Source organism: Robertmurraya phoenicis (assembly GCF_047302285.1).
In the GTDB taxonomy this organism is placed as follows: Bacteria; Bacillota; Bacilli; order Bacillales; family Cytobacillaceae; genus Robertmurraya.
This window is the reverse complement of sequence record NZ_CP154845.1, coordinates 1,196,475-1,216,009: the sequence shown is the minus strand read 5'-3', so window position 1 is coordinate 1,216,009 and position 19,535 is coordinate 1,196,475. Positions and strand designations below refer to the sequence as shown.

General features: G+C 42.2%; 10 protein-coding genes, 21 tRNA genes and 3 rRNA genes. 8 read left to right on the top strand and 26 right to left on the bottom strand.

Features of this window, described 5'->3' with window-relative positions:
* Window positions 1-310 precede the first annotated feature (310 nt).
* On the top strand, window positions 311-4,630 hold the full coding sequence (locus AA0X71_RS05920; protein WP_413360277.1) for a S8 family serine peptidase: 4,320 nt from the start codon (window positions 311-313) through the stop codon (window positions 4,628-4,630).
* Window positions 4,631-4,718: 88 nt separating this feature from the next.
* Here the strand turns inward: AA0X71_RS05920 and AA0X71_RS05915 are convergent, their stop codons facing one another.
* The 24 genes from AA0X71_RS05915 to AA0X71_RS05800 all read right to left on the bottom strand — a co-directional run bounded on the left by AA0X71_RS05915 (window position 4,719) and on the right by AA0X71_RS05800 (window position 13,928).
* Window positions 4,719-5,147, bottom strand: a complete 429-nt coding sequence (locus tag AA0X71_RS05915) for a DUF1801 domain-containing protein (RefSeq protein WP_413360274.1) — start codon at window positions 5,145-5,147, stop codon at window positions 4,719-4,721.
* A gap of 720 nt (window positions 5,148-5,867) precedes the next feature.
* Window positions 5,868-5,939 (bottom strand) — tRNA-Glu (locus AA0X71_RS05910).
* Between the two features lie 4 nt (window positions 5,940-5,943).
* Window positions 5,944-6,034 (bottom strand) — tRNA-Ser (locus tag AA0X71_RS05905).
* Window positions 6,035-6,037: 3 nt separating this feature from the next.
* A tRNA-Asn gene (locus tag AA0X71_RS05900) sits at window positions 6,038-6,112 on the bottom strand.
* A gap of 45 nt (window positions 6,113-6,157) precedes the next feature.
* A tRNA-Ile gene (locus tag AA0X71_RS05895) sits at window positions 6,158-6,234 on the bottom strand.
* A 6-nt stretch (window positions 6,235-6,240) separates the two neighbouring features.
* A tRNA-Gly gene (locus AA0X71_RS05890) sits at window positions 6,241-6,314 on the bottom strand.
* Window positions 6,315-6,478: 164 nt separating this feature from the next.
* A tRNA-Phe gene (locus AA0X71_RS05885) sits at window positions 6,479-6,551 on the bottom strand.
* 15 nt (window positions 6,552-6,566) lie between these two features.
* A tRNA-Asp gene (locus AA0X71_RS05880) sits at window positions 6,567-6,643 on the bottom strand.
* Between the two features lie 135 nt (window positions 6,644-6,778).
* Window positions 6,779-6,852: transfer RNA gene (locus tag AA0X71_RS05875), tRNA-Met, on the bottom strand.
* 21 nt (window positions 6,853-6,873) lie between these two features.
* Window positions 6,874-6,966, bottom strand: a tRNA-Ser gene (locus tag AA0X71_RS05870).
* Between the two features lie 13 nt (window positions 6,967-6,979).
* Window positions 6,980-7,056: transfer RNA gene (locus AA0X71_RS05865), tRNA-Ile, on the bottom strand.
* Between the two features lie 28 nt (window positions 7,057-7,084).
* Window positions 7,085-7,161: transfer RNA gene (locus tag AA0X71_RS05860), tRNA-Met, on the bottom strand.
* Between the two features lie 129 nt (window positions 7,162-7,290).
* Window positions 7,291-7,366: transfer RNA gene (locus AA0X71_RS05855), tRNA-Ala, on the bottom strand.
* 11 nt (window positions 7,367-7,377) lie between these two features.
* A tRNA-Pro gene (locus AA0X71_RS05850) sits at window positions 7,378-7,454 on the bottom strand.
* A 5-nt stretch (window positions 7,455-7,459) separates the two neighbouring features.
* Window positions 7,460-7,536: transfer RNA gene (locus AA0X71_RS05845), tRNA-Arg, on the bottom strand.
* A 40-nt stretch (window positions 7,537-7,576) separates the two neighbouring features.
* A tRNA-Leu gene (locus AA0X71_RS05840) sits at window positions 7,577-7,662 on the bottom strand.
* Between the two features lie 7 nt (window positions 7,663-7,669).
* A tRNA-Gly gene (locus AA0X71_RS05835) sits at window positions 7,670-7,744 on the bottom strand.
* Window positions 7,745-7,788: 44 nt separating this feature from the next.
* A tRNA-Leu gene (locus AA0X71_RS05830) sits at window positions 7,789-7,870 on the bottom strand.
* Window positions 7,871-7,966: 96 nt separating this feature from the next.
* Window positions 7,967-8,042 (bottom strand) — tRNA-Lys (locus tag AA0X71_RS05825).
* Between the two features lie 172 nt (window positions 8,043-8,214).
* Window positions 8,215-8,290, bottom strand: a tRNA-Thr gene (locus tag AA0X71_RS05820).
* 31 nt (window positions 8,291-8,321) lie between these two features.
* Window positions 8,322-8,397 (bottom strand) — tRNA-Val (locus tag AA0X71_RS05815).
* Between the two features lie 23 nt (window positions 8,398-8,420).
* Window positions 8,421-8,537 (bottom strand): 5S ribosomal RNA (rrf, locus tag AA0X71_RS05810).
* A 365-nt stretch (window positions 8,538-8,902) separates the two neighbouring features.
* Window positions 8,903-11,837: ribosomal RNA gene (locus AA0X71_RS05805) — 23S ribosomal RNA — on the bottom strand.
* Window positions 11,838-12,320: 483 nt separating this feature from the next.
* Window positions 12,321-13,928, bottom strand: a 16S ribosomal RNA gene (locus AA0X71_RS05800).
* Together the 16S, 23S and 5S rRNA genes with 20 tRNA genes alongside form the textbook arrangement of a ribosomal RNA operon.
* A 586-nt stretch (window positions 13,929-14,514) precedes the next feature.
* Here AA0X71_RS05800 and AA0X71_RS05795 point away from each other — a divergent pair.
* Window positions 14,515-14,688 (top strand): hypothetical protein, encoded by a 174-nt coding sequence (locus AA0X71_RS05795; protein WP_413360272.1) that lies wholly within the window; start codon window positions 14,515-14,517, stop codon window positions 14,686-14,688.
* Window positions 14,689-14,719: 31 nt separating this feature from the next.
* Here AA0X71_RS05795 and AA0X71_RS05790 read toward each other — a convergent pair whose 3' ends face one another.
* Both AA0X71_RS05790 and AA0X71_RS05785 read right to left on the bottom strand, forming a co-directional pair.
* Window positions 14,720-15,289, bottom strand: a complete 570-nt coding sequence (locus AA0X71_RS05790; protein WP_413360269.1) for a GNAT family N-acetyltransferase — start codon at window positions 15,287-15,289, stop codon at window positions 14,720-14,722.
* Between the two features lie 29 nt (window positions 15,290-15,318).
* Window positions 15,319-16,221, bottom strand: coding sequence for a DMT family transporter (locus AA0X71_RS05785; protein WP_413360267.1), 903 nt, complete (start codon window positions 16,219-16,221; stop codon window positions 15,319-15,321).
* A 102-nt stretch (window positions 16,222-16,323) separates the two neighbouring features.
* Here AA0X71_RS05785 and AA0X71_RS05780 point away from each other — a divergent pair, with 102 nt between their 5' ends.
* The 6 genes from AA0X71_RS05780 to AA0X71_RS05755 all read left to right on the top strand — a co-directional run bounded on the left by AA0X71_RS05780 (window position 16,324) and on the right by AA0X71_RS05755 (window position 19,480).
* Window positions 16,324-17,019 carry an MgtC/SapB family protein gene (locus AA0X71_RS05780; RefSeq protein ID WP_413360265.1) on the top strand — a complete coding sequence of 232 codons (696 nt, stop codon included), beginning with the start codon at window positions 16,324-16,326 and terminating at the stop codon, window positions 17,017-17,019.
* Between the two features lie 69 nt (window positions 17,020-17,088).
* Window positions 17,089-17,161 (top strand) — tRNA-Ala (locus AA0X71_RS05775).
* Between the two features lie 413 nt (window positions 17,162-17,574).
* Entirely contained in the window at window positions 17,575-17,949 is a 375-nt protein-coding gene (locus AA0X71_RS05770; protein WP_413360263.1) for a hypothetical protein, read from the top strand.
* Between the two features lie 30 nt (window positions 17,950-17,979).
* Entirely contained in the window at window positions 17,980-18,447 is a 468-nt protein-coding gene (locus AA0X71_RS05765) for a hypothetical protein (RefSeq protein ID WP_413360261.1), read from the top strand.
* A 107-nt stretch (window positions 18,448-18,554) separates the two neighbouring features.
* Window positions 18,555-18,845 carry a hypothetical protein gene (locus AA0X71_RS05760; protein ID WP_413360259.1) on the top strand — a complete coding sequence of 97 codons (291 nt, stop codon included), beginning with the start codon at window positions 18,555-18,557 and terminating at the stop codon, window positions 18,843-18,845.
* Window positions 18,846-19,027: 182 nt separating this feature from the next.
* Entirely contained in the window at window positions 19,028-19,480 is a 453-nt protein-coding gene (locus tag AA0X71_RS05755; protein WP_413360257.1) for a hypothetical protein, read from the top strand.
* Window positions 19,481-19,535 lie beyond the last annotated feature (55 nt).

Below are 19,535 nucleotides of genomic sequence, written 5' to 3'. Positions count from 1 at the left end.
ACTAGTAATTTGTTTTCATTTTTTGAAATAATTTTAAAAATCTGTAATTTTATCTCTAATTATTGGGAAAATCATAGACAATTGGACTAAAAAAAATAGGGTACAATTTACTGATGTTGGATTTTGAGATACTACGAATCTACTGTTATTGATTTTTCCGACATTTCACCCCCATTATTCGACAGGATTTCCCCTCTTCTACTTATATAGTAAACAGTAACATCCATGATTAGACATCGTGGTTGATAAATTGAGAAAGGAGGCTAGTAATTTCAGGAGGAAGGCTTTTATCTCGAGAGGAGGAAATAGGTTGAAGAGGTACTTAAGTATTTTTCTAACATTTTTAATGTTGCTGTCCTTGGTTATTCCAAGTACGAGTTTTGCCCAATCTAACGAAATAAGTCGTTCATTAAAAAACACTTCTGAATCTACCCAAACTAAAATTAGTAATAGTCTCACCGAGGAATTTTCAAAGGATGATGATAAGGTAACATTCTTTGTTAAATTTAAAGAAAAAGCAGATGTAGAAAAGATTGCAAAAGATGCTATTACTAGTGCTCAAAAGAACGGCCTCTCATCCGTTAACGTTGAATATGCTCAACGTTCTGCAGTTATATCAGAACTGAAGTATACTGCCTTAACCACACAAGATAATGTCAAACAATTCCTCGATAAAATGGTAGAAGAAGGTTCTGTTAGTGACTATGAATCTTTTTATATCGTCAACACGATTGCCGTTACATCAACAAAAGAGGTAGCGGAACAGCTCGCTCAATTTCAAGAAGTTGAAAAATTGTTACCGAATGAAGAAAGAAAATTAATTGAACCAACTGTGGATAAAGAAGCACCTGCTATTCAATCTGAAATCCAAAACATCGAATGGAATGTAGAGCGAGTCGGAGCTCCTGATGTTTGGAACATGGGAATCGACGGCTCTGGAATCGTAGTTGGTGCGATTGACACAGGAGCACAATGGAATCACCCAGCATTAATGGAGAAATATCGAGGCTACGATGCAGCAACAGGTGAAGTCGACCATACATACAGCTTCTTTGATGCTGTAAATGGACGCGCCGATGCCTATGATGATCATGGTCATGGTACTCACGTTACAGGAACGATGGTCGGTAGCGAACCGAATGATTCCAATCAAATCGGTGTTGCACCTGGTGCAAAATTCATTCATGCGAAAGCTTTAAGTGCAGCTGGTACAGCGACTGATCTTCAACTCATTAATGCAGGTCAATGGATGATGGCACCTGGCGGAGACCTTACGAAAGCACCAGATGTCATTAATAACTCATGGGGCGGCGGACCTGGCTTAGACGAATGGTATCGTGATATCGTCAGTGCTTGGCGTGCTGCTGATATCTTCCCTGAATTCTCTGCTGGTAATACTACATTAACGAATCCAGGAGGACCAGGCTCTGTTGCAGTACCTGCTAACTATCCAGAATCATTTGCAACAGGTGCAACAGATTCAAACAATAATTTAGCAAGCTTCTCATTACTTGGACCTTCGCCATATGGTGAAATTAAACCTGAAATTTCTGCTCCTGGTGTAAATATTCGCTCTTCTGTTCCAGGTAGTAGTTATGAAGGCGGATGGAACGGGACATCAATGGCTGGCCCAGCTGTATCAGGTGTTGTCGCCTTGTTATTACAGGTAAATTCTAATTTATCTGTTGATGACATCGAAGAAATATTAACGAATACGGCAACTCCACTTACAAATACCCAGTATCCAGAATCACCGAACAATGGCTTTGGATATGGTTTAGTCAACGCCTTTGATGCCGTTTCATCGATCATGGATGGATTAGGAACGATTGAAGGCTCCGTTACGATGGAAGGAGAAGATTCAGAAGCTCCTGTGTTCGAGCATGCTCCTTTCGAAGAAGTCTACTCCAATATGGATTTAGATGTAACAGTATTAGCAAGTGACAATGTTAGTGTAACATCCGTAACCGTTGATTATGTCAACGAAGATGGGGTCGAAGGCTCTGTTGAAGCGACAAGAACATCTGGGGATTTCCGTTCAGGTTCCTATGTAGCTACAATTCCAGGTGAAGATATCATAGAAGGAGAACTATCTTATACAGTCACAGTAAGCGATTTCGGCAATAACACTGTGACAAGTGATCCATATGTCACCAATGTTGCATCAGGTATTTCTACCGGATACTATGCTGATTTTGAAACAGAGCCAGTTGGCTGGTCCAGTTATGGGGATAATAACTCTTGGGCTCGTGGGATTCCGACATCTGGTCCAGGAGAAGCTGTTTCTGGTGAATACGTATTTGCAACGAATCCGACTGGAACATATAACAACAATGAGAATTCAACATTGCTTATGCCTCCAATTGATTTACCAGAAGGAAATTCCTATTTACAGTTTGATCACTGGTATAACATTGAAAACAACTGGGATTTCGCACATGTATTCATCTCAACTGACATGCAGCAGTGGACCCAAGCGCTACGTCTAACGAATGTTCAAGAGCAATGGTCACCTGTTGAGGTTGATTTATCTGAATACGCTGGTGAAAGAGTTTATGTTGCTTTCAATTTAGACACGGATGGTAGTGTCCTAAGAGATGGGTGGTATATTGATAATGTTGCATTATCTGACACATCTTTAAATGTCGATGAGCCTGCTGCTAGCATTACGATACCAAAAGAAACAACGGAGAAAAAAGATACCGAAAAAGTAGATCCGAATAAGATCCAACCAGAACTTACAAAAAATGAGCAAGTACAATTAATCGAAAATGAAGTTTCAAATCTTCCACTTAATGCTAAAGTGACCGTATTAGAAAATGGAAGATCTGTGAGTACAAATCCTGCAGACGGAAGCTTTTCTTTCGTCCATTCGGCTGGTGACTTCACATTAGTAGCTGAATCTTACGGTTTCCGTTCAGAAGAGCAAGCTGTAACCGTTGCAGCAGATCAAATCTCAACAGCTAATTTTGTTCTTGAGGAACTACCAAAGGCAACGGTTAACGGTACGATAACAAGTGCTAATTCTGGAGCAGCAATTGAAGGTGCTACCCTCTTCCTTGTGGAAGACGCCAATGTTACTCCGATACAAACAGATGCTGACGGAAACTATAGCCTAACAGCTTACGAAGGCATGTACACCTTAAAAGTAGCGGCCAGAGGATATATCGGCACAGAATTAGAAGTGAATTTTGATGAAAACAAAGAAGTAAATATCGAGCTTGAACCGTTATTCACTTATCCAGGTGGAGAAATTGGTTATGACGATGGTACTCCAGAAAACGCCCGTGCCTACTATGATGCAGGTAACAAATGGGCAATTCGTATGTCCTTACCTGAAGGTGAAGAAGAAGCCCTTGTAACAGAAGGTGTTTTCCAGTTCCACGGAACCGACTGGCCATCTCCTGGTGCTACAGAATTTGCGGTTGAAGTTTGGGATGCAACTGGAGCTGATGGATTACCAGGCGAAAAATTAGCCGGCCCCATTGAGGCAGAAGCGATTCGTGATTTAAGTCAATGGACGGTCGTAGATCTTCGTGAAGAGAACATCCAAGTTTCAGGAGATTTCTACATGGTTTATGTTCAGACTGGTGTAAATCCTAATGTCCCTGGGTTAGCTACTGATGAAAATGGTCCAAACGCAGGAAGAAGCTTCCAATCTGTTGCAGGCACTTGGTCACCATCCCCTACTAGTGAAGGGAACTATATGATCCGTGCTCGCGTAGATTATGCTGTTCAAAATATCCAAATCACTTCTCCTTCAGATGGTTTTATGACCAATGAACCATCGATTGAAGTCGAAGGTACTGCTTCACCAACAACAACAATTGCGCTACAAAATAATGGCGAAGAAGTGGCAGAAGCAACCATTGGTGAGGATGGAACATTTACGATTCCAGTTACGTTAACAGAAGGTGAAAATGAATTACAAGCAGTCAATTATGTAAATGGTGAACGAGCGAACGAATCAGACGCTATCACGGTCATTCTCGATACAGAAGCACCAGATTTAACCATTGATAGTCCAACTAATGGTGAAAAGATTAACCGAGAAACGGTGACAGTTGAAGGAACGGTAGCCGATGCACATCTAGATTACGTTGAAGTAAATGGTCAAAAAGCTACAGTTACAGATGGCCGTTATTCGAAACGAATTTTATTAGATGAAGGTTCAAATGAGATTGAAGTAGTGGCTAGTGACTTAGCTGGAAACTCTCAATCTGAGTCTATCACCGTTGAGGTAGACTACACAGCACCAACGATTTCAAACTTAACTCCTACCGAAGATCGAGATATATCAGTTGGCCAAACAGTTGTGATTGAGTTTGATAGCGAACCGAATTTAAGAGCAAAATTCTCGATCTTAATGCCATTAACCGACTTTGGTATTCAAAATGCAACCGAATTACCAATGATGGAAACATCAGATGGACACTATGTCGGGTATTGGACTGTTCCTAACAAAGTTGAGGGAAATGGTGCGGTGATTGAAGTCACAGTAACAGATAGCTTTGGTAATGTTACCCGCGAAAGAGCAGAAGGAAAATTAAACATCGGAAAAAAAGGGAAAGGGAAAGGCAATGACAACGGGAATGGAAATGGGAAAGGCAATGGAAATGGGAAAAATTAATTCTCTTTAAAAGACTATTCTTTCTAACAGACTCAGCATAGTATGAAGAAAGGTCCTTCACCACTGAAGGACCTTTCCTTACTTATATCTACTCTACTACCCGCGAATACAAATCTCTCAAAAATTTAACTGATTGAACAATTAATTCTTTTAAAACTTCCTCATCAATATCTGCTACTTTATTGATATATACACACGCCTTGCCTGTCGTATATTTTCCAAATCTCTCAAGTAGCTCTTCTCTTTTTGTATCTCCTGGTGCAAAGTATAAACTAATCTTAGCTTTTCTAGGGGAAAACCCCACTAAAGGAGCATCTCCTTCATGCCCAGAAGCATATTTATAATGATACGAACCAAATCCAATAATACTAGGTCCCCACATTTTTGCCTTATAACCTGTTACTTCTGTAAAAATATCCAGTAATCGATAAGCATCTTCTCTTTTTTTCGGACTCTCTACATTTTCAATAAATTCTATAACGCTATTATCATTTTCTTTTGTTTTCAATTCATACATCGTCAGGTCTCTCCTTATGAATAATCTTATCTCTCACATTTTAAACGGAAACAACTAGATTTATAATTCTTTATCCATAGTTCTATCTCCAATAAGGAAAATCCTCTTATTATTTGACAACGAGAAATTCACGAATGTTCCTGAGTCTATTCGTGAACAAGGTGGACCACTAACATAAAAACATACTAACTAGCTTCACCTCATGAGAAAGGTGAATTTGAGTACCCTCAAATTCACCTCTCTCTATTTTTGTATTAACGCAAGACCCATTTCGCTTTCTACCTTCGATTTTCCTCGTACAAAAAAATTGAGTCAAACTCATATTAGCCTTCAAGAATTCACATCGATTTACGGTTTGTCTAAATTTCTACTATAAGACCCTATTTTGCTCCAACCATCTTTCAACCTTAAGCGGAATTTTTCCTTTTATCTCCTCAATGAAGTCCCTTTTAGGAGAAATAACGGAAGATTTTCCGCTTATGGAGGGCAAAATCGTTTATTTTGGCATTTTTTGAGGGAATAGCAGGAATTTTTCCTGTTATTTCGGCTCTTTTTCATGATACTTGCTCATTAAGCGGAATTTTTCCTGTTAATTTTTCATACCGATACTCCAACTGTTTATACGAACATTTTATCGAACACTTATCCACAAGTCGAGGGAATTTATAAATTCCTAGACAATAAAAAAAACTGCTGACTAAATGTCAACAGCTTTTTTTATGACCCCTACGGGATTCGAACCCGTGTTACCGCCGTGAAAGGGCGGTGTCTTAACCGCTTGACCAAGGGGCCTAAATGGCGGAGAAGGAGGGATTTGAACCCTCGCGCCGGTTACCCGACCTACACCCTTAGCAGGGGCGCCTCTTCAGCCACTTGAGTACTTCTCCATATGGCTCCGCGGGTAGGATTCGAACCTACGACCGATCGGTTAACAGCCGATTGCTCTACCACTGAGCTACCGCGGAAAATTATTATATATTCCTCAAATACGCAAAAATCAAAACTAAACATGGTGGGCCTAAATGGACTCGAACCATCGACCTCACGCTTATCAGGCGTGCGCTCTAACCAGCTGAGCTATAGGCCCATTATTTGGAGCGGGTGATGGGAATCGAACCCACGACAACAGCTTGGAAGGCTGTGGTTTTACCATTAAACTACACCCGCATAAATATTGTAATTTTATTAAGTTTTGTTACCCAATTTTGGCCTTGTCATGCCTCTAACTCTACAAGCTTACTCTGGGATGCCCTATCATCGAGGCAACTCGTCGAGGATTCAACGAAGTGTTGCTCGTGGCTGTGGTTTTACCATTAAACTACACCCGCAAATGGCTCAGGACGGAATCGAACCGCCGACACATGGATTTTCAGTCCATTGCTCTACCGACTGAGCTACTGAGCCATATCAATATTAAAATGGCGGTCCGGACGGGACTCGAACCCGCGACCTCCTGCGTGACAGGCAGGCATTCTAACCAACTGAACTACCGGACCAAAGCTTTTTCGACGTAAGGAGAAAATAGCTTTCCTTTGTCTTTTTCGACGTAGGAGAAAATAGCTTTCCTTGTCTTTTCCGCGTTAGCGAAAATAGCTTTCCTTGTTTTAACAATCTTTGATTGATAAAACCAATTGCGGAGGCAGGATTTGAACCTGCGACCTTCGGGTTATGAGCCCGACGAGCTACCAGACTGCTCCACCCCGCGATAATAGTATAAAATTGAAACTGGAGGAGGAAAGGGGATTCGAACCCCTGCGCGGTTTGACCCGCCTGTCGGTTTTCAAGACCGATCCCTTCAGCCGGACTTGGGTATTCCTCCGTGTAAATATATATGGTGGACCTTGTAGGACTCGAACCTACGACCGGACGGTTATGAGCCGTCTGCTCTAACCAGCTGAGCTAAAGGTCCAATAAAGTTTTTGTTGTAAAAATAAATTTGGTAGCGGCGGAGGGAGTCGAACCCACGACCTTTCGGGTATGAACCGAATGCTCTAGCCAGCTGAGCTACACCGCCAAAGGAAAAAACAAATTGTTTATATTCACTTTATTTCGTAAAAAATAAGGAAGAATATTTTTACTTCACTTCGTTTCGTGAAAGCTAAGGTAAAATATTTTCACTTCACTTCGTTTCGTGAAAAATTTTTGGTGGAGCCTAGCGGGATCGAACCGCTGACCTCCTGCGTGCAAGGCAGGCGCTCTCCCAGCTGAGCTAAGGCCCCAAATATTATAATGGTCGGGAAGACAGGATTCGAACCTGCGACCCCTTGGTCCCAAACCAAGTGCTCTACCAAGCTGAGCTACTTCCCGTTATATGGCGCGCCCGAGAGGAGTCGAACCCCTAACCTTTTGATCCGTAGTCAAACGCTCTATCCAATTGAGCTACGGGCGCAATAGTTTTAGTTATTTTCTCTTATGTGAAAAAACTTTAATGCCGAGGACCGGAATCGAACCGGTACGGTAGTCACCTACCGCAGGATTTTAAGTCCTGTGCGTCTGCCAGTTCCGCCACCCCGGCTAATGATTGGAGCGGAAGACGGGATTCGAACCCGCGACCCCCACCTTGGCAAGGTGGTGTTCTACCACTGAACTACTTCCGCATCATTAAACAATCAAAAAAGCAGATATTCATTTTTAAGTAAAGTGCGGGTGAAGGGAGTCGAACCCCCACGCCTTGCGGCGCTAGATCCTAAGTCTAGTGCGTCTGCCAATTCCGCCACACCCGCATAATGTTATTTTTGCAAATGCAAAAATAATAAAAAGTTTTTTTCGCTGACGTAGTATATCAAGGAAAGTTTTTTTCTCCTACGTCGAAAAAACTTTGGTGAGCCATGAAGGACTCGAACCTTCGACCCTCTGATTAAAAGTCAGATGCTCTACCGACTGAGCTAATGGCTCTCAAGTAAAAATGCGCTACTATTAAATTCTTTATTTTAAGATGAAAACCATCTACGATGTCCCCATCTCAGAAAGTTAAATCAAGTAGCAGCTCGATGGGTACAACTCGTAGCAAATTCATAGATGAATCGCTTGTTGCTCTACCGACTGAGCTAATGGCTCTCAAATAAAGTGGTGCCGGCCAGAGGACTTGAACCCCCAACCTACTGATTACAAGTCAGTTGCTCTACCAATTGAGCTAGGCCGGCAAATAGTAAATTATTTTACATCGAAAAATTCTGGTGGAGGATGACGGGATCGAACCGCCGACCCCCTGCTTGTAAGGCAGGTGCTCTCCCAGCTGAGCTAATCCTCCAAAATAGTATTTTTATTTAAATAGCCCGGCAACGTCCTACTCTCACAAGGGGACAGCCCCTAACTACCATTGGCGCTGAGAAGCTTAACTTCCGTGTTCGGTATGGGAACGGGTGTGACCTTCTCGCCATTGTCACCGGACCTATTTAAATTATCAAGACAAATTCTATTATAATGGTTTTAACTATTTTTTCAAGAGGAAATATAAAAGAATTTATTTCATATCTCATCAAGTTAAAAATATTCAAATTTCATAATAGGATTTTATGTAACCTTATTTCACTATTGTGAAAATGGTTAAGAACAATATTTTCTTATAATGAAAATAATTGCACCTTCAAAACTAGATAATGAATGAAGAAGAGTGAAATCCGAGTAACCTTTGTCCAGTTCCGGCTCCTAACCTCTCGGCCGTTTCGGTCCATCTCCACAAATCCAAACCCAGGATTTGCAGTGCTGGCCCTCCAACGTCTATCGAGGTTGAACAGTCACCTTCACTTTTCTATTTGGTTAAGTCCTCGAACGATTAGTATCAGTCAGCTCCACGTGTCACCACGCTTCCACCTCTGACCTATCAACCTGATCATCTTTCAGGGTTCTTACTAGCTTACGCTATGGGAAATCTCATCTTGAGGGGGGCTTCATGCTTAGATGCTTTCAGCACTTATCCCTTCCGCACATAGCTACCCAGCGATGCTCTTGGCAGAACAACTGGTACACCAGCGGTGCGTCCATCCCGGTCCTCTCGTACTAAGGACAGCTCCTCTCAAATTTCCTACGCCCACGACGGATAGGGACCGAACTGTCTCACGACGTTCTGAACCCAGCTCGCGTACCGCTTTAATGGGCGAACAGCCCAACCCTTGGGACCGACTACAGCCCCAGGATGCGATGAGCCGACATCGAGGTGCCAAACCTCCCCGTCGATGTGGACTCTTGGGGGAGATAAGCCTGTTATCCCCGGGGTAGCTTTTATCCGTTGAGCGATGGCCCTTCCATGCGGAACCACCGGATCACTAAGCCCGACTTTCGTCCCTGCTCGACTTGTAGGTCTCGCAGTCAAGCTCCCTTGTGCCTTTACACTCTACGAATGATTTCCAACCATTCTGAGGGAACCTTTGGGCGCCTCCGTTACTCTTTAGGAGGCGACCGCCCCAGTCAAACTGCCCACCTGACACTGTCTCCCACCTCGATTAGAGGTGCGGGTTAGAATGTCAATACAGCCAGAGTAGTATCCCACCGACGCCTCCACCGAAGCTAGCGCTCCGGCTTCTCAGGCTCCTACCTATCCTGTACAAGCTGTACCAAAATTCAATATCAGGCTACAGTAAAGCTCCACGGGGTCTTTCCGTCCTGTCGCGGGTAACCTGCATCTTCACAGGTACTATAATTTCACCGAGTCTCTCGTTGAGACAGTGCCCAGATCGTTACGCCTTTCGTGCGGGTCGGAACTTACCCGACAAGGAATTTCGCTACCTTAGGACCGTTATAGTTACGGCCGCCGTTTACTGGGGCTTCAATTCAGAGCTTCGCGTAAGCTAACCCCTCCTCTTAACCTTCCAGCACCGGGCAGGCGTCAGCCCCTATACTTCGCCTTGCGGCTTCGCAGAGACCTGTGTTTTTGCTAAACAGTCGCCTGGGCCTATTCACTGCGGCTTTTCAGGGCTATTCACCCTAAAAAGCACCCCTTCTCCCGAAGTTACGGGGTCATTTTGCCGAGTTCCTTAACGAGAGTTCTCTCGCTCACCTTAGGATTCTCTCCTCGCCTACCTGTGTCGGTTTGCGGTACGGGCACCTGTTTTCTCACTAGAGGCTTTTCTTGGCAGTGTGGAATCAGGAACTTCGGTACTCTATTTCCCTCGCTATCACAGCTCAGCCTTTGCGGTAAACGGATTTTCCTGTTTACCAGCCTAACTGCTTAGACGCACATATCCAGCAGTGCGCTTACCCTATCCTCCTGCGTCCCCCCATCGCTCAAACAAAAACGAGGTGGTACAGGAATATCAACCTGTTGTCCATCGCCTACGCCTTTCGGCCTCGGCTTAGGTCCCGACTAACCCTGAGCGGACGAGCCTTCCTCAGGAAACCTTAGGCATTCGGTGGATGGGATTCTCACCCATCTTTCGCTACTCATACCGGCATTCTCACTTCTAAGCGCTCCACCAGTCCTTCCGGTCTAGCTTCAACGCCCTTAGAACGCTCTCCTACCGCGTACACCAACGGTGTACACCCACAGCTTCGGTGATACGTTTAGCCCCGGTACATTTTCGGCGCGGGGTCACTCGACCAGTGAGCTATTACGCACTCTTTAAATGGTGGCTGCTTCTAAGCCAACATCCTGGTTGTCTAAGCAACCCCACATCCTTTTCCACTTAACGTATACTTTGGGACCTTAGCTGGTGGTCTGGGCTGTTTCCCTTTTGACTACGGATTTTATCACTCGCAGTCTGACTCCCACGCTTAAGTACTTGGCATTCGGAGTTTGTCTGAATTCGGTAACCCGATGAGGGCCCCTAGTCCAAACAGTGCTCTACCTCCAAGACTCGTTTTTCGTGAGGCTAGCCCTAAAGCTATTTCGGAGAGAACCAGCTATCTCCAAGTTCGATTGGAATTTCTCCGCTACCCACACCTCATCCCCGCACTTTTCAACGTGCGTGGGTTCGGTCCTCCATTCAGTGTTACCTGAACTTCAACCTGGACATGGGTAGATCACCTGGTTTCGGGTCTACGACTACATACTAAAACGCCCTACTTAAGACTCGCTTTCGCTGCGGCTCCGTCTTCTCAACTTAACCTCGCATGCAATCGTAACTCGCCGGTTCATTCTACAAAAGGCACGCTATCACCCGTTAAAGGGCTCTAACTACTTGTAGGCACACGGTTTCAGGATCTCTTTCACTCCCCTTCCGGGGTGCTTTTCACCTTTCCCTCACGGTACTGGTTCACTATCGGTCACTAGGGAGTATTTAGCCTTGGGAGATGGTCCTCCCAGCTTCCGACGGGATTTCTCGTGTCCCGCCGTACTCAGGATCCACTCAAGAGGGAACGAAGTTTCAACTACAGGGTTGTTACCTTCTTTGACCAGCCTTTCCAGACTTGTTCGTTTACTTCGTTCCTTTGTAACTCCGTATAGAGTGTCCTACAACCCCAAGAGGCAAGCCTCTTGGTTTGGGCTAATCCCGTTTCGCTCGCCGCTACTCAGGGAATCGCGTTTGCTTTCTCTTCCTCCGGGTACTTAGATGTTTCAGTTCCCCGGGTCTGCCTTCATTACCCTATGTATTCAGGTAAAGATATCATCCCATTACGAATGATGGGTTTCCCCATTCGGAAATCTCCGGATCAAAGCTTACTTACAGCTCCCCGAAGCATATCGGTGTTAGTCCCGTCCTTCATCGGCTCCTAGTGCCAAGGCATCCACCGTGCGCCCTTCATAACTTAACCATCCTGCGGCTTCCGATAAGCGGCGCATCTCTGCGTCAGCTCCCTCTCTGCGCTCCTCACGTACCAACTACGTACGTTCCGGTGCTCGTTCAGTCGCTTCCTTGATCTGCTTGCTTCTCGTAACCCTCGCGGTTTTTGTTTTAAAACTTAATCTCTAAACATATAGAGAGAAAAACTAAAATGGCGATTACTCGGTTTATTTCTTGGTTCTTCTTCTTCATTATCTAGTTTTCAAGGTACAAGACGGCGAATGATAAGCTTCGCATTTCTTCGTCAACTTTCCTCGTTCCGCTCCTCATGTATCAAATACACTCCGGTGCTCACTCAGTCGTTTCCTCGATCTGCTCGCTTCTAATTCACCTATTATTAATATGAGAGTATTGCACTCTCAAAACTAAACAAATCATACGGCTTTTCTGACGAGTCAAAAAAGCTTCCATCAACATTACGATTATGAGACATCTAAGTCTCCATATTCCTTAGAAAGGAGGTGATCCGAGCCGCACCTTCCGATACGGCTACCTTGTTACGACTTCACCCCAATCATCTGTCCCACCTTAGGCGGCTGGCTCCTAGTCCTTAATTTAGCTTCCTATTACATAGTAGTAAGAGGCTAAATTAAGGACCAGGTTACCCCACCGACTTCGGGTGTTACAAACTCTCGTGGTGTGACGGGCGGTGTGTACAAGGCCCGGGAACGTATTCACCGCGGCATGCTGATCCGCGATTACTAGCGATTCCGGCTTCATGTAGGCGAGTTGCAGCCTACAATCCGAACTGAGAATGGTTTTATGGGATTCGCTCCACCTCGCGGCTTTGCTGCCCTTTGTACCATCCATTGTAGCACGTGTGTAGCCCAGGTCATAAGGGGCATGATGATTTGACGTCATCCCCACCTTCCTCCGGTTTGTCACCGGCAGTCACCTTAGAGTGCCCAACTCAATGCTGGCAACTAAGATCAAGGGTTGCGCTCGTTGCGGGACTTAACCCAACATCTCACGACACGAGCTGACGACAACCATGCACCACCTGTCACTTATGTCCCCGAAGGGAAAGCCCTATCTCTAGGGATGGCATAAGGATGTCAAGACCTGGTAAGGTTCTTCGCGTTGCTTCGAATTAAACCACATGCTCCACCGCTTGTGCGGGCCCCCGTCAATTCCTTTGAGTTTCAGCCTTGCGGCCGTACTCCCCAGGCGGAGTGCTTAATGCGTTTGCTGCAGCACTAAAGGGCGGAAACCCTCTAACACTTAGCACTCATCGTTTACGGCGTGGACTACCAGGGTATCTAATCCTGTTTGCTCCCCACGCTTTCGCGCCTCAGCGTCAGTTACAGACCAAAGAGCCGCCTTCGCCACTGGTGTTCCTCCACATCTCTACGCATTTCACCGCTACACGTGGAATTCCGCTCTTCTCTTCTGCACTCAAGTTCCCCAGTTTCCAATGACCCTCCCCGGTTGAGCCGGGGGCTTTCACATCAGACTTAAGGAACCGCCTGCGCGCGCTTTACGCCCAATAATTCCGGACAACGCTTGCCACCTACGTATTACCGCGGCTGCTGGCACGTAGTTAGCCGTGGCTTTCTGGTTAGGTACCGTCAAGGTGCCGGCAGTTACTCCGGTACTTGTTCTTCCCTAACAACAGAGTTTTACGATCCGAAAACCTTCATCACTCACGCGGCGTTGCTCCGTCAGACTTTCGTCCATTGCGGAAGATTCCCTACTGCTGCCTCCCGTAGGAGTCTGGGCCGTGTCTCAGTCCCAGTGTGGCCGATCACCCTCTCAGGTCGGCTACGCATCGTGGCCTTGGTGAGCCGTTACCTCACCAACTAGCTAATGCGCCGCGGGCCCATCTATAAGTGATAGCGAGAGGCCATCTTTCAGCTTAAGAACATGAGTTCAAAAGCATTATCCGGTATTAGCTCCGGTTTCCCGAAGTTATCCCAGTCTTATAGGCAGGTTGCCCACGTGTTACTCACCCGTCCGCCGCTCAAGCAACAAGAAAGCAAGCTTTCTTGTGCAAGCGCTCGACTTGCATGTATTAGGCACGCCGCCAGCGTTCGTCCTGAGCCAGGATCAAACTCTCCAAAAAAGAGTAAGAATTAGCTCTTAAATTTAAATCTTAAAATAAACGTTGGCTAGTTTCGGCTCCTAGCTTCTCGACCATTTCACTTCTTCTGTCAAAGTCTTTTGAACTTTTCCGCCAGAAGTTCCAATGTTTGTCGAAGCTGTACAGTCGCCTCCACTATTATTTGTTGACGTATGATTTGTTTAGTTTTCAAAGTGCAGTGGATTTTCCTATAGGAAAATTCCATTCCTCTATTTCGCGAAAGCGAAAATATCATTCATTAATTGTGAATTATGCTTTTTTGTTTGTAAGAAAAATTCACTATCGCTTCAGAAGCGACTTTTTTAATATAACACATTTCCTCATTTTAAGTCAACAAGTTTTTAAAAGTTTTTTTGACTTTCATTTTTAAAACAAGTTGTATTCCTTGAGGACAAGAACTAATATACCATGCCTCAAAAATGATTTCAATATAATTTTTTACTTTTTTTCAACAAAATTTGAAACCGACATTTCAACAACTATATTTTCTACCTTTGCGGGAATAAAGAAGAAAGTTTCCTCATATTAATAGGAATGAGAGATAACGATCGAGAAAGGATTGGGAGACATGCTAGAATCTGTGGCTCTATACCTATCATTTATCATGGCAATCTATTTATTCATTTATTCGTATATTGAGGGGATTAAAATCGCTAATTCACAAGAAAAGGTTAGAGGTGGCACTTTCATTTTTACCATCACCTTGGCATTTGTCTTTTCAGGATTTACTTATATTTTATAATGCAATTAAGAAGGTAGGAGAGGAATTTATTTTAGAACCCCACTCTCCTATCTTCTTTTAAAATTGCACAAATTACAGCATCCATATATTTATCTTTGCTATAAAATCTATTTCTGAGTAATCCTTCTTTTATAAAACCATTTTTCTCAAGAACTCTCTTAGAGGCATAGTTTAAAGGAGAGTACAAAGCTTCTATTCGATTGAGCTTCATTTCTCCAAAACCATACTCAACCAATCCACTAACAGCTTCTGTCATAAACCCTTTCTTCCAATATATCGGATCAAGATCAAAGCCAATTTCACCTTTTAAATGCTCCTCTTCAAGTGCATGAAAGCCACAAGTTCCGATAATTTCATTTTTTCCCTTAAGGGTAATCCCCCATCTAATCTGATTTCGAGATTGATATCGAAAAAGTAAACTCTCTATTAACTCCTCTGCCTCCTGTACTGAAGGAAATTTTTCTATGTCGTAGTACTGCACAACTTCCTCTTTAGACAAATAGATATACAATCTCGAAGCATCTTCTTTACGTAATTTTCTCAAGATTAATCTATTTGTTTCTATAATAGGGAACTTCAGAAAAACATCATCCCACCCCATTGTCTTCTCCTCATTTCTAATCAACTAACTCAATGTTCGTTTCCTAGCTTCACCTTAGTTCTTGTCACTCTTCCTTCTATTAAAAAGAACGCCAATGACGCCATTACGATTAAACCACCAACGATTTGAGTCAACATAATCTTTTCATTCAATAAATAATAGGCTAAAACCGTAGCACCTACTGGCTCCAATAAAATCGCCATTGAAATAGTCGATGTACTTAACCACTTAACGGACCAGTTAAATAAGGTATGCCCTAATAAAGTTGGAATAATAGCTAGCAAAACAAAATATACCCAATCACTAGTAGGATAATTCGTTAGTGGACGCCCTAAAATGAGGACATATACGAAAAGCGTTACCGCACTAATCGCATATACAACAAACGTATATGTGATGAGAGAAACTCTTTTTCGCACCGTTTGACCAAACATTAAATATGCCGTTATCAAAGCGCAGGCAATAAGAGCTAGAATATCACCAAATAAGGCGGAACCGCTAATTTTGAAATCACCCCAGCTAATGATAATGCTTCCGATAATCGCCATAATCCCACAGAGAATAGCCCGAATCGTAAACTTTTCCTTAAAGAAAACGTAGGTACCCACAAAAGCAAATAGTGGCTGTAACGTAACCAATACGGTGGAACTTGCAACAGAGGTATAATTTAATGATTCGAACCAGAGAATGAAATGAAACGCTAGAAATACTCCAGCAACTAAAGAAAATAGCCAATCTCTCTTCGTAATAAGACGTAGTTCATTGGCATACTTTAGTAAAAACACAGGAAGCATAATCAGAACTGAAAAAAATAACCTATAAAAGGCGATGACCTCTGAAGGTGCGGTTGATACCTTCACCATTATGGCAGATGTTGAGACTGAAATGACTCCAATGGCTAAGATAAGATACGGATTTACTTTTGGCCCCATCAAATTGAACTCCTTTAACATATGTACATATCATCATTTTACAATCTTTAACTAGATAATTACTACGAAAATATATTTGTCATCGAAAAGGTGGGGATTCGTATGTTCGGATTTGATATGGAAATTCTTATTAAGTTAGGGATTACGACTTTTCTTGGGCTTATTATTGGATTGGAAAGGGAATTAAAAAGAAAACCTGTTGGACTTAAAACAAGTCTCGTGATCTCAATCGTTAGTTGTCTCCTCACCATCGTATCGATCGAATCAGCCTATATGGTGCCACCACGGGACGATATTAATATCACGATGGATCCACTCCGTTTAGCCGCTCAAATTATTTCAGGAATTGGTTTTCTAGGTGCTGGAGTTATTTTAAGAAGAGGAAATGACAGCATTTCAGGACTTACGACTGCCGCCATGATTTGGGGAGCAGCCGGGATTGGGATCGCAGTAGGTGCTGGATTCTACCTTGAAGCAGCAGTTGGAGTCGCATTGCTCATCATCAGTGTTGAAATTGTTCCCATTATTATGGGGATTATCGGTCCCCGTCAGTTACGGGAAAAAGAAATTAAACTCCAACTAAATGTAAAAGACAAAAATAGGATTGTAGAGATCATTAACTATTTAAATGATGAAAAAATATCACTTAAACACTTACGGATTAAAGATTTAAACGATGATGACCATCTTGTTCAATTACGAGTGACCGTAAATTATAAAAGGCTAACAACAGATGTGTACTATACCGTATCAAAAATAGATGGTGTTCGGAGTGTTGAGATCGAAACTATTCATTAAAAATTGCTAGATTCCCTCTTGATTTTTTAAATGATTTCCCTATATAATAATCGTTGTAAAACATCATACGGGGGATTAGCTCAGCTGGGAGAGCGTTTGGCTGGCAGCCAAAAGGTCAGGGGTTCGAGCCCCCTATTCTCCATTCAAAAAGCCTTGTGTATCAAGGCTTTTTTCTTTTTTATAATCGCTATTTCCTTTATTCTCAATTACATTATAATCACAAATGAACGTAATAAATTTCGACAAAATTCACCGAAACCATCTCTGTTAGATTCCTTGTTTGCCTTATGAAGTATAAATGATTCCCATCAATATGAAGTTGAAGTGGTTCATTTCAAGGCCCACCTCCATAACGCGAAAGCTTAATAAAACCTTCACAGTTCCGTCATGTTTTACCATCCTATCTTATTTTCAATATTATAAAATTAATCTGATAACTTTATATTTATGGAGTTGATTCCCATGTATCTCAGACAACGAAAGTCTTTTTCTTGCTATCTATTAATTTCTCTACACATTTTTCTTGGCGTTGGAGCACTTTTCGGAGGAGGAATAATGCTCATTTCCCCTGACGGTTCGATTCTGTCAATGCCTCTTAGTATGTTGCAAAATACCCCTTTTAGTAACTTCCTCATTCCAGGACTTATACTTTTTATTGGACTTGGGATTCTACCTATGTTAACTGCTGTTTTTCTTATCACTGAAAAACCATTAAAAATCGCTGAAAAACTCAGTCTTTATAAAGGAATACTTTGGTCATGGAACAATTCGCTCTACATTGGGTTTATTTTAATTATTTGGATTACCGTCGAAGTGTATATGATTGAGGGAGTTGCATTCATTCATGTCTTTTACATCTTTCTAGGGCTTTTAATTCAATTTATTACTCTTCTTCCATCTGTGAAGAAACATTACTCAATTAAAAATTAGACACATCATTTTTTGAAATAGGTGAAAACAATGGGATTTTCAATTATAGGACTCATCATTGTGATGTTTATTCTAGCTCCAAATATACTGTTTTCCATATATCGCCCAAACAACATTCCAGCAGGGATGAAAGATAAAGAATCCATCTTTACTATTTCCGAAAGACTAGGACAATTCGGTTGTATTTTCCTATTGATTGTTTTGAAAGATTCTATAGATGGAAACCCTTTGGATATCTACTTCATGCTTATGTCGATATGTATCGTATTTTACTATTATTTATGGGTTCGTTACTTTGTTCAAGGGAGAAATTTTTCATCTTTATTTAAACCACTTGGGTTTATTCCAATTCCAATGGCCCTTTTCCCGGTGTTGGCGTATGCATTTGCAGCCCTATGGCTTAATTCTATCTGGCTTTCCCTTGCCGTCATTTTACTGGCTATTGGGCATTTGACAAATAGCTGGAACACTTATACATACACAAAAGGAAATCATTAAATGTGAAAAATGAGGTCCTGGAATAACACCAGAAAAATATTCGCGAATAAAAATAAAACAAATTGAAAAACTAAATAGTAGGAGACTGAACTCATTGAGGTGTTAAGATGGAAGCTTTTCCAATTGTTCATACAAATTTTTGGGATGCCGTTATGGCTGTTCCATTAGTAGTGATCTTGACACAAATTTCGAAAAAACTATTTGATATTTCTAAACCTTATATTCCTATGCTAGCAAGTATCACAGGACTTATCATCTCCATTTTCTTTGCGCATCGAGATAACCTTTGGGTTGGAATATTTATGGGCTTCTTTTACGGAAATGCTGGAGTTGGTTTATATTCATCAATAAAGACTCCATTAACTGTCTACCGAAATTCTAAAAGTGATTTTGAATAAACCAGCAGTGAAATTCTAGGAAACAGTAGTCATATCTAAAACAAGTAATCACATCTCTTTCGTATCCCACGTTTTTTTCATTATAACTTAACTTCACTCTGTGCTAATCACTTCAACAAATTCCTGATAAAATCATATCTTTTCGTTAACACTACTAAGAAAACACGAAGGGATATTGTCTAATGCTAAATCAACTCATCTTATGGGCAATGTTGATTCTTCCATGGGGCCTTTTATTCTTTTTAGATAAAGAGCGAGTGAGTAAGTTCTTGCCTGCTGGTTTACTCTCTGGACTATTAATAACCATTATCTTTCAAATCTACGATAGATGGGAAATTGTCAAGGTAGAGGAAACGATTTTCCCCCTAGCAAGTATCCCTCCAGCAACCTATGGACTATATATCGTTTTACCAATGTTTTTTCTCTATATTTCATTTGGGTACTTTTGGTTATATTTTCTCTTGAACTTTATCGGTGACCTCATTTATTGTTTTGTGTTTATGGAGATATACGAACAACGAGGTATATTCGATATTATAAAAATCAATCATTTTGGGATATTTCTAATCCAACAAGTCTTTTCTATTCTTATTTATCTATTTCAAATTTGGTACATGAGGTTACAAAAGAAATGAAACAGAGTAACAACAAAGCTCTATCCATTCTAAACCGGATAGAGCTTTCTATTGT

What these genes read in the sequence shown, in the direction of transcription:
- AA0X71_RS05765 (WP_413360261.1), top strand. Translation starts at nt 17,980, where the DNA reads ATGGGATTTTCAATTATAGGACTCATCATTGTGATGTTTATTCTAGCT.
- AA0X71_RS05770 (WP_413360263.1), top strand. Translation starts at nt 17,575, where the DNA reads ATGCTCATTTCCCCTGACGGTTCGATTCTGTCAATGCCTCTTAGTATG.
- AA0X71_RS05795 (WP_413360272.1), top strand. Translation starts at nt 14,515, where the DNA reads ATGCTAGAATCTGTGGCTCTATACCTATCATTTATCATGGCAATCTAT.
- AA0X71_RS05785 (WP_413360267.1), bottom strand. Translation starts at nt 16,221, where the DNA reads ATGGGGCCAAAAGTAAATCCGTATCTTATCTTAGCCATTGGAGTCATT.
- AA0X71_RS05790 (WP_413360269.1), bottom strand. Translation starts at nt 15,289, where the DNA reads ATGGGGTGGGATGATGTTTTTCTGAAGTTCCCTATTATAGAAACAAAT.
- AA0X71_RS05760 (WP_413360259.1), top strand. Translation starts at nt 18,555, where the DNA reads ATGGAAGCTTTTCCAATTGTTCATACAAATTTTTGGGATGCCGTTATG.
- AA0X71_RS05915 (WP_413360274.1), bottom strand. Translation starts at nt 5,147, where the DNA reads ATGTATGAATTGAAAACAAAAGAAAATGATAATAGCGTTATAGAATTT.
- AA0X71_RS05755 (WP_413360257.1), top strand. Translation starts at nt 19,028, where the DNA reads ATGCTAAATCAACTCATCTTATGGGCAATGTTGATTCTTCCATGGGGC.
- AA0X71_RS05780 (WP_413360265.1), top strand. Translation starts at nt 16,324, where the DNA reads ATGTTCGGATTTGATATGGAAATTCTTATTAAGTTAGGGATTACGACT.